Below are 8,706 nucleotides of genomic sequence, written 5' to 3'. Positions count from 1 at the left end.
GCCGACGTCGCGATCGAATGCCACGGATCCCCGGGATCCGGGATCCGATCGCGACGTCCGCGCCGCCTCGGGTCAGTCGCGGTCCGGACGAGGGTTCGGCGCACTCGGGTCCGCGGCGGTGCCGTCCGTGGGCTCCGCGAGCACCCCGGACGCACCGGACTTCGCAGGCGCTCCCGCCCGGTCACCCGCAGCGGCACCCGTCGGTTCCCCGTCATCGTGCTCGAGATCGGGTGCTGCGTCCGCGGGGTCCTCCCCCGCCTCGACGGCGTCCTCGGCGAAGAGATCGCGTCCGGCGAGGAACAGCAGCACGGTGTTCGCGACGGCGACCGCGGGGACGGCGAAGAGCGCGCCGGGGATGCCGTAGAGGAAGGCACCGGCCGCGACCGCGAGGACGACCGCGAGCGGGTGGACGGACACGGCCTTGCCCATGATCATCGGCTGGAGCACATTGCCCTCGAGCTGCTGCACGAGGAGCACGACGAGCAGCATGAAGAGCGCCGGGACGAAGCCCTGCGTGACGAGCGAGACGAGCACGGCGATCGCACCGGTCGCGACCGCACCGACGATCGGGATGAACGAACCGAGGAACACGAGCACGGTGAGCGGGATGAGCAACGGCATCTGACCGGCGAAGAGGCCGATGAGGAACCCGCCGATGAGGATGCCGAGCGCGTCGACCGCCGCGACGATGATCTGCACTCGGACGTACTGGACGAGGGTCTGCCACCCGCGCAGCGCCGCGCCCTCGGCCTTCGACCGGGCGGGGACGGGGAGCAGTCCGACGAACCACGTGAAGATCCGGCGTCCGTCGAGGATGAAGAAGAACGCGGTGAAGAGGGTGAGGATGAGGCCGGTGAGGAAGTTCCCGATTCCCGCCGCGGCTCCGGCGGCACCTCCGGCGATCCGGGAGGCGTTCGACTCGAGTAAGGTGAGCGCCTGCTGCAGTCCGTCGTCGAGGAACGTGGCGACCTGTTCGGCCTCGAGTCCGAAGGGGTTGTGCATGAGCCAGTCGACGATCGCGTTGTAGCCGGCGACGACCTGTCCGGCGAGCGCCGGGAACCCGGACACGATCTGCTGACCGACGAGGCTGAGGAGCCCCGCGACGACGACGATCGCACCGAGGAACGCGGTGGCCGCCGCGAGTGCGTTCGGGAACCTCAGCCGGTTGCGGAGGAACTGGGAGACGGGGCTCAGGAGTGCTGCGATGAGCATCGCGATGAGCGCCGGGAGCAGGACGGCCGTCACCTTCGAGAGCAACCAGTAGGCCGCGACGAGGGCTGCGAGGACCACGAGCCCGCGCCAGCTCCATGCGGCAGCGAGGCGCACCGACGGCTCGACGTACGGCTCGTACGCACCGCGTCCGAGTTCGTCGTCGGTCGGTGGCGCGTAGACGAGCGCCTCGGGTTCGTAGGTCACGAGTTTGCGGACCTGCACGGCCTGCCCCGGGGTGCGTCGTTCCCGCAGACCGGTGAGCGCATTCCGGATCCGACCGGCGAAGGAGGAGGGGTTCGTCGTCATACGTGAAAGACTATCCGCAGGTGAACGACCCGAACAGGGTCCGGGCCGCTTCCGGCCCGGACGGCGTCGGATGAACGACATCGGTTGTACGGACGCCGGGAACGGCGAGACGAAGGAGGCAGGCGACGGATGAAGAGCTCGGCCCGCGCCCTCGTCACTGTCGCCGCCCTCGCCACAGCCGGTGGCGGATCCCTCTTCGGACTCCTCCGCTGGCAGGCCGGACGTCTCCGTGCTGCCTACGACCTCGACGCCCGCCGCCGGGTCCCCGAGCTCGCACACCTCGTCGATCCGCACGCCGACCACAGCGTCCCGCTCGGTGACCCGAAGGACACGGAACACCTGCCGGCGCTCGCGGTCCTCGGCGATTCCTGGCTCGCCGGCCTCTCGGTCGGTCGCCGCCGCAAGACCCCGGCCGTCCTCATGGCCCGCGGCCTCTCGTCCCTCGTCCGCTCCCCCGTGCGCGTCCGTGCCCTCGCCCAACCGAGCGCCCGGGCCGAGGACATCGGCGCGCAGGTCGACGCGCTGCTCGCCGATCCCCGGATGCGCAAGGGCCGCTCCGGCACCTCCGCCGTCCGGTACGCGGTCCTGAGCATGGGCTCGGCGGACATCGTCCATCCGTTCACCGGTTCGATCGGGCTGCCGGTGCTCACCTCCGCGCTCAACCGCCTCGAACGCGAGGGGTACCGCGTCTTCGTGCTCACGTGCCCGAACCTCGGAGCACTGCCCGGTGTGCCCCGCCCGCTGCGCACCGCGCTCCGACGCTCCTCCCGGGTGCTCGCCGGTTCCCAATGGCTCACGACCGTGAGTTGCGGCCACGTGCCGCTGTCGACGAACGAGGCGATGAGCGGGACGAGCCGGGTGGGCCTCGTCTCCCGCGCGGGCCGCTACCCGAGTCCCCTCGGGTACCAGTTCCTCGCCGCGTTCCTCGTCCGTCGCTTCGCCGAGGACCTCGACCTCCCGCTGCTCACCTCGCGCAATGTCGATGCACCCCGGGACGACGTCGACCGGAACGCCGCCGAGGCGTCGGATGCCGCATCGACACCGGAGACCGGGCAGGTGCCGGACTCCGGGCCGGGCTCCGCAGCGCCCGCACCGTCCACCGCACAGCCACGCCCGCCGCACCAGGAGCACCCCACGCCATGACCCACGTCGTCCTCGCCTCGACCTCCCCCTCCCGGCTCGAGATCCTCCGTACCACCGGCATCACACCGCAGGTCGTCGGGTCCCACGTCGACGAGGACGCGATCGAGGCGGCTCATGGGAACACCCCGATCAGGGACCTCGCGCAGGTGCTCGCACGGGCCAAGGGCGAGGCCGTCGTCGCCCGTCTCCTCGACGGTTCCGTGCCCGTGGTCCCGACCGTGGACGGCCGCGGTGAGCCGACGACCCTCGTCCTCTTCGCCTCGGACTCCATCCTCGAGCTCGACGGGCGCGCGATCGGCAAACCCCACACCCCGGAGGCCACCCGCGAGGTGTGGACCGCGATGGGCGGACGGGCGGCCGACCTCCACACCGGGCACTTCGTGGCCCGGCTCGACCGGGAGTCCCCCACGACGCCCTGGTCGCTCACCTCCACCGCCGAGGCGCCCGCCACCTCGCGCATCCACACGGTCCGTCCCAGCCCGGCCGAGCTCGAGGCATACATCGCGACCGCCGAACCCTTCGAGGTCGCCGGCGCCCTCACGATCGACGGTTACGGCGGGGCCTTCGTCTCCCGGATCGAGGGCGACCACCACAACGTCATCGGGCTGAGCCTCCCGGTCCTCCGGGACCTCGTCACCTCCCTCGGCCTGTTCTGGCCCTCCCTGTGGGACGTGCATTCCCGCCAGTGATGCCCGCCTCCTTTGTCCGAACCGCACAAGCGTTTGGAGGTCGTCCCTAGATTCGTTCCGAGTCGGACGATCGGACGTCCGACCGTCAGCATGCTTGTGAGCGACAAGGAGTCGGGCTTGAAGGAATCGATGCAGGGCCGTACCGCCGAGGAGACCACCGGGTTCACCCGCGTGCTCATCGCCAATCGCGGCGAGATCGCACTGCGGATCGTGCGCGCGTGCAAGGACCTCGGACTCGAGTCCGTCGTCGCCTACACGCGGGCGGACGCGAACGCCGACTTCGTGCGGCTCGCCGACGACGCCTGGCTCCTCGAGGGAGAGGGCGCGGCAGCGACCTACCTCCACCACGACGCCCTGCTCTCCGTCGCCCGCCGGGCCGGTGCCGAGGCCGTGCACCCCGGTTACGGATACCTCGCCGAGAACCCCGACTTCGCCCAGGCCGTCATCGATGCCGGACTCGTGTGGGTGGGCCCGCCGCCCTCGGCGATCCGGACGCTCGGTGACAAGGCCGGCGCCCGCGCCTCGGCGCTCGCGGTGGACGCCCCGATCGCCCAGGGTTCGGACGGCCCCGTCGCGGACGTCGCCGAGGCCCTCGAGGTCGCCGACCGCATCGGTTACCCCGTCGCGGTGAAGGCCGTGCACGGCGGTGGCGGACGTGGGTTCCGCACCGCGGCGAACGCGGAGGAACTCCCCCGTGCGTTCGAGTCCGCCTCCCGTGAGGCCCTTGCCGCCTTCGGTGACGGTTCCTGCCTGCTCGAACAGCAGATCGTGAACCCGCGGCACATCGAGACCCAGTGCATGGTCGACCGGACCGGTCGTGTCCTCGTCGCCTCGACCCGTGACTGCACCCTCCAGCGCCGCAATCAGAAGATCATCGAGGAAGCACCCGCACCGTTCCTCACCGCGGAACAGGAACGTCTCGTCACGGAGACCTCGCAGCGTCTCCTCGCCCACGTCGGCTACGTCGGTGCTGCGACGTGCGAGTTCCTCCTCGGCACCGACGGGCGCATCTCCTTCATGGAGGCGAATGCGCGCATCCAGGTCGAACACACCGTCACCGAGGAGGTCACCGGCGTCGACCTCGTCGCGTGGCAGCTGCGGATCGCTGCCGGAGAGACCCTCCCCGAGGCCTTCCCCAGCCCGCGCGGCCACGCACTCGAGTTCCGGATCAACGCCGAGGACGCCGCCGCCGGGTTCTTCCCCGCGACCGGCACCGTCGAGACCTACGAGGTGCCCTCGGGCCCCGGCGTCCGCCTCGACTCCGGTGTGCGTGCCGGTTCGGTCGTCGGCGTCGATTTCGACCCGATGCTCGCGAAACTCGTCGTCACCGGCGAGAATCGTGCGCAGGCCCTCGCCCGGGCCCGCCGCGCTCTCGCCGAGTTCGAACTCACCGGCGTGCAGACGCTGCTCCCGCTGCACCGCGCGCTCGTGGACGAACCCGCGTTCACCGAGGACTTCACCGTCTCCACGCTGTGGTTGCAGTCGGACTTCATGCCCCGCTTCACCTCGGAGGGCTCCGTGACCGATGCACCCACCCCCGGCCGATCAGGCACCGCTCCGCACGACGACAGCAGCGGAGAGACCGTCGACGTCGTCGTCGAGGTCGACGGTCACCGCATGACCGTGAAGGTACCCGCCACCCTCGCCGCTCCCGGCGCAGCCCCCACCGGGGGAACCGCGGATTCCCCGGCCGCCGCACGCCGGGCCCGTCGAGCACGCCACCACCGGAGCGCAGCCCGCACCGACGACTCCCCGCAGCTCGTCTCCCCCATGCAGGCGACCGTCGTCTCCGTCGACGTCGCCCCCGGGGACACCGTGTCGACCGGCGACCGCCTCGCCGTCATCGAGGCGATGAAGATGGAGCAGCCGCTCACGGCCACCCACGACGCGACGGTGAAGGCCGTCCTCGTGAGTGCCGGCGACGGTGTGAAGTCCGGTCAGGTCCTGGTCGAGTTCGAGGGCTGACCGCCCTCCTCCTCGTCCCCGTCGTCATCCGCGTCGTCGTCCGCCGGGCGATTCCGCCGGACGACGACGGGAACCCACACCCACAGCACGAGGAGGAGCAGTCCGAGCAGACCTGCGACGATGCACGCGGGCGTGAACCCGGCGACGACGTGGAAGACGAATCCGACGACGCCGACGAGCAGCACGGAGACGATGCCGAGCGCACCGAGCAGCGCCGCGTGCCCGTACCCGACGATCACGTCCTTCACCCCGCGCCGGAACAACAGCCGGTGGAGGGCCACCGGCGCGAGTGCGATAACCGCGCTGAGGACCGACAGGACGACGAGGACGAGGTACAGCGCCCGCTGCCCCGGCGAGAGATCGGCGAACGCGGGCTGGAACGCGAGTGCGAGGAGGAATCCCGTGAGGATCTGCGTGCCCGTCTGGAGCACCCGCAGTTCCTGGAGGACCTCGTTCCAGTTCCGGTCGTACGTCTCGGCAGCCGTCTCGCTGCGGTCGTAGTCGGCCTGCCCGGTGAGGAACGAAGGGGCACGATGAGTGCTCATGCACTCATCGTGGCCCTTCAGCGCAGACGGGACAACCTCCCTGCGCCGCGGATCAGTTCGGCGTGTGGAGCTTCCGCGCCGCTTCCGTGATCGATCCGCTCAGCGACGGGTACACCGCGAAGCTCTGGGCGAGCTGATCGACCGTGAGCCGGTTCTCCACCGCGGTCGTGATCGGCAGGATGAGCTCGCTCGCCCGCGGACCGACGACGACCCCGCCGAGGATCGAACCGGAGGACTTCCGGGAGAACAGCTTGACGAAACCGTCGGTGACGTCCTGCATCTTCGCGCGCGCGTTCGTGCTGAGCGACACCGTCACGGAGACGACATCGCCGGTGGACTGCTTGTAGTCGGACTGCGTGTAACCCACGGTCGCGATCTCCGGGGCCGTGAAGACGTTCGAGGCGACATTGCGCAGCTTGAGCGGTGACACCGCGTCGCCGAGCGCGTGCCACATCGCGATGCGGCCCTGCATCGCCGCGACCGAGGCCAGCGGCAGCACGCTCGTGCAGTCACCGGCGGCGTAGATCCCGGGGGCCGTCGTGCGGGACACCCCGTCGACGACGATGTGACCGGAATCGAGCGTGCGCACACCCGCGGCCTCGAGGCCGAGGCCCTCGGTGTTCGGGATCGAGCCGACGGCCATGAGGCAGTGCGAGGCCGGGACCTTCCGACCGTCCGCGAGGGTCACGAGAACACCGTCCTCGGTCCGCTCCACGGTCTCCGCACGCGACCGCGACAGCACATTCATCCCGCGGGACCGGAACACCTTCTCGAGCACCTCCGCGGCGTCCTCGTCCTCACCGGGGAGCACGCGGTCCCGGGAGGACACGAGGGAGACCTTCGCCCCGAGCGCGTTGTACGCCGAGGCGAACTCGGCTCCCGTCACACCGGAACCGACGACGACGAGGTGCTCGGGCAGCTTGTCGAGTTCGTACAACTGGGTCCATGTGAGGATCCGCTCGCTGTCCGGGACGGCGGTCGGCAGCTCCCGCGGGTGCGCACCCACCGCGAGGAGGATGGTGTCGGCCTCGAGCGTGTACTCGGCACCGTCGGCCTCGACGACCTGCACCGTCCGGGGCCCGACGAGGGTCGCCGTGCCCTTGATCGCCTTGACGCCGGAGCGCACGAGACCGTCGTAGATGTCGCTCGCCTGGGCATTCGCGAGATCCCGGATGCGCCGGTTGATCGCGGCGAGATCCGCATGCACGAGCGGGCCCGCGGGATCCGGGTCCGCCTTGTCGGAATTCCCGAACCGGATCCCGAGCGCCGAGGACTCGGAGATGTCGACCATGAGTTCGGCGGTCGCGATGAGGGTCTTCGACGGAACGACGTCGGTGAGAACCGCGGATCCTCCGCAGCGTTCGCGTTCGATGAGCATGACGTCGGCACCGAGCTGGGCGGCGACGAGTGCGGACTCGTACCCGCCCGGGCCTCCGCCGATGATGACAACACGGTTCTGCGAGGGATCCAATACGTTCTTCACGCGCTCATTCTCCCAAAGGGTTCGGTACGCGCGAAATCATCACGCGCCGAAATCGGCCGCCGACACGACGCACGTGCGACGGTGCGGGGCGCTCACTCGAGGAGTGCCCCGGTGTCGCGGTGCAGTGCGGTGATGATCCCGTAGTTCCGCGCATTGCCGTGCACGCGCTCGAGGTCCGACTCCTCCAGTTCCCTCCGGACCTTCGCCGGGACTCCCGCGACGAGCGAACCGGGCGGCACCTCGGTGCCCTCGAGGACGACCGCGCCGGCCGCCACGAGGGAGTTGCTGCCGATCGAGCAGTTGTTGAGGAGGGTCGCACTCATCCCGACGAGCACGTCGTCGCCGACCGTGCACCCGTGGACGAGAGCCCGGTGGCCCACGGACACCCGCTCCCCCACCACCACCGGTTTGCCCGGGTCCGCGTGCATGACCGAGTTGTCCTGGACGTTCGAGCCCGCCCCGATCGTGATCGAGCCCCGGTCCGCCCGGAGCACACAGCCGTACCAGATGCTGCTGCCCGGCCCGAGGTGGACATCGCCGATGAGTGTGACGCCGGGCGCCACGAACGCCTCGGGATCGACCCGGGGCGCACGCCCCTCGATGCTGATGAGGCGGACGTCGGAGAGATTGCCGAGCCGGCGGCCGGGAAGCGGTGTGTCATATGTCATAGGCACAGCACACCACAGCAGTCCCGGAGGGACAAGACGTCGATCCCCGCGCACCCGGCCGGCCCCACCGTTTCCCGGAACAGGACCCACCCGTGGGTCGATTTGCACCGACTCGCCTTCTGAAGGACGATGAACGTTTGTCGGCAATTTCACACAACGGACCTCTTGTCCCACCGGAGGCCGCGTGTGACCCTTGTAGGGATCAGAATCGCCTGACCACTTGGCGCGCCTGCTCCCGGCCCCGTCCGGGAGGACCCAGAGCCTCCCGCCCGGGAGGACTCGGAGCGGAAACCACCACTCGCGAAGACCATTCGCGGATGACGCCCACGTCGCCCGCTGACGCTCGAGACGTGTGTTTCCGCCCGGCGCGACGAACCCATCCAGGAAAGGAAACCATGGACTGGCGCCATCGCGCGGCATGCCTCAACGAGGACCCCGAACTGTTCTTCCCCATCGGCAACACCGGCCCGGCCCTGCTCCAGATCGAGGAGGCGAAGAGCGTGTGCCGTCGCTGCGAGGTGGCGGAGACCTGTCTCCAGTGGGCACTCGAATCGGGACAGGACGCCGGCGTCTGGGGCGGTCTCAGCGAGGACGAGCGCCGCGCTCTCAAGCGCCGCGCAGCCCGCGCCCGCCGCGCAGGCTGACCCGCGCAACCACCGTACGACGGAAGGTCCGGAACCCGAGGGTTCCGGACC

The 8,706-nt window shown here is 70.2% G+C and carries 8 protein-coding genes; 4 read left to right on the top strand and 4 right to left on the bottom strand.

The features are described from left to right. Nucleotides 1-72 precede the first annotated feature (72 nt). Nucleotides 73-1,518 carry an AI-2E family transporter gene (locus ABD172_RS03855; protein ID WP_344307122.1) on the bottom strand — a complete coding sequence of 482 codons (1,446 nt, stop codon included), beginning with the start codon at nucleotides 1,516-1,518 and terminating at the stop codon, nucleotides 73-75. Between the two features lie 129 nt (nucleotides 1,519-1,647). On the opposite strand from ABD172_RS03855, the gene ABD172_RS03850 reads away from it, so the two are divergent. The 3 genes from ABD172_RS03850 (at nucleotide 1,648) to ABD172_RS03840 (ending at nucleotide 5,315) form a co-directional block, all read left to right on the top strand. Then, complete coding sequence (locus ABD172_RS03850) at nucleotides 1,648-2,661, top strand: SGNH/GDSL hydrolase family protein (RefSeq protein ID WP_344307120.1); 1,014 nt, start codon at nucleotides 1,648-1,650, stop codon at nucleotides 2,659-2,661. Then, nucleotides 2,658-3,350, top strand: coding sequence for a Maf family protein (locus ABD172_RS03845; RefSeq protein ID WP_344307118.1), 693 nt, complete (start codon nucleotides 2,658-2,660; stop codon nucleotides 3,348-3,350). The genes ABD172_RS03850 and ABD172_RS03845 overlap by 4 nt, the downstream gene beginning before the upstream one ends. 129 nt (nucleotides 3,351-3,479) lie before the next feature. Then, a complete protein-coding gene (locus ABD172_RS03840) occupies nucleotides 3,480-5,315 on the top strand; it encodes an acetyl/propionyl/methylcrotonyl-CoA carboxylase subunit alpha (protein WP_344307169.1) in 1,836 nt (611 codons plus the stop codon). Here the strand turns inward: ABD172_RS03840 and ABD172_RS03835 are convergent. From ABD172_RS03835 to ABD172_RS03825, 3 genes are all read right to left on the bottom strand, one after another. Then, entirely contained in the window at nucleotides 5,288-5,860 is a 573-nt protein-coding gene (locus ABD172_RS03835; protein WP_344307117.1) for a DUF6328 family protein, read from the bottom strand. The genes ABD172_RS03840 and ABD172_RS03835 overlap by 28 nt on opposite strands. A 52-nt stretch (nucleotides 5,861-5,912) precedes the next feature. After that, nucleotides 5,913-7,343 (bottom strand): NAD(P)H-quinone dehydrogenase, encoded by a 1,431-nt coding sequence (locus ABD172_RS03830; protein WP_344307115.1) that lies wholly within the window; start codon nucleotides 7,341-7,343, stop codon nucleotides 5,913-5,915. Between the two features lie 92 nt (nucleotides 7,344-7,435). Further along, complete coding sequence (locus tag ABD172_RS03825) at nucleotides 7,436-8,011, bottom strand: gamma carbonic anhydrase family protein (RefSeq protein ID WP_344307113.1); 576 nt, start codon at nucleotides 8,009-8,011, stop codon at nucleotides 7,436-7,438. Between the two features lie 395 nt (nucleotides 8,012-8,406). Between ABD172_RS03825 and ABD172_RS03820 the strand changes: the two genes are divergently transcribed. Beyond that, the gene (locus ABD172_RS03820) at nucleotides 8,407-8,655 is read left to right on the top strand and encodes a WhiB family transcriptional regulator (RefSeq protein WP_344307111.1); all 249 of its coding nucleotides are present in this window, start codon (nucleotides 8,407-8,409) and stop codon (nucleotides 8,653-8,655) included. Nucleotides 8,656-8,706 lie beyond the last annotated feature (51 nt).

The organism is Brevibacterium samyangense, assembly GCF_039529845.1.
Taxonomy (GTDB): domain Bacteria; phylum Actinomycetota; class Actinomycetes; order Actinomycetales; family Brevibacteriaceae; genus Brevibacterium; species Brevibacterium samyangense.
The sequence above is the reverse complement of the archived record's forward strand: the minus strand, read 5'-3'. Positions and strand labels throughout refer to the sequence as shown.

Coding starts and splice junctions, on each gene's coding strand:
- ABD172_RS03855 (WP_344307122.1), bottom strand. CDS start 1,518: ATGACGACGAACCCCTCCTCCTTCGCCGGTCGGATCCGGAATGCGCTC.
- ABD172_RS03850 (WP_344307120.1), top strand. CDS start 1,648: ATGAAGAGCTCGGCCCGCGCCCTCGTCACTGTCGCCGCCCTCGCCACA.
- ABD172_RS03845 (WP_344307118.1), top strand. CDS start 2,658: ATGACCCACGTCGTCCTCGCCTCGACCTCCCCCTCCCGGCTCGAGATC.
- ABD172_RS03840 (WP_344307169.1), top strand. CDS start 3,480: ATGCAGGGCCGTACCGCCGAGGAGACCACCGGGTTCACCCGCGTGCTC.
- ABD172_RS03835 (WP_344307117.1), bottom strand. CDS start 5,860: ATGAGCACTCATCGTGCCCCTTCGTTCCTCACCGGGCAGGCCGACTAC.
- ABD172_RS03825 (WP_344307113.1), bottom strand. CDS start 8,011: ATGACATATGACACACCGCTTCCCGGCCGCCGGCTCGGCAATCTCTCC.
- ABD172_RS03820 (WP_344307111.1), top strand. CDS start 8,407: ATGGACTGGCGCCATCGCGCGGCATGCCTCAACGAGGACCCCGAACTG.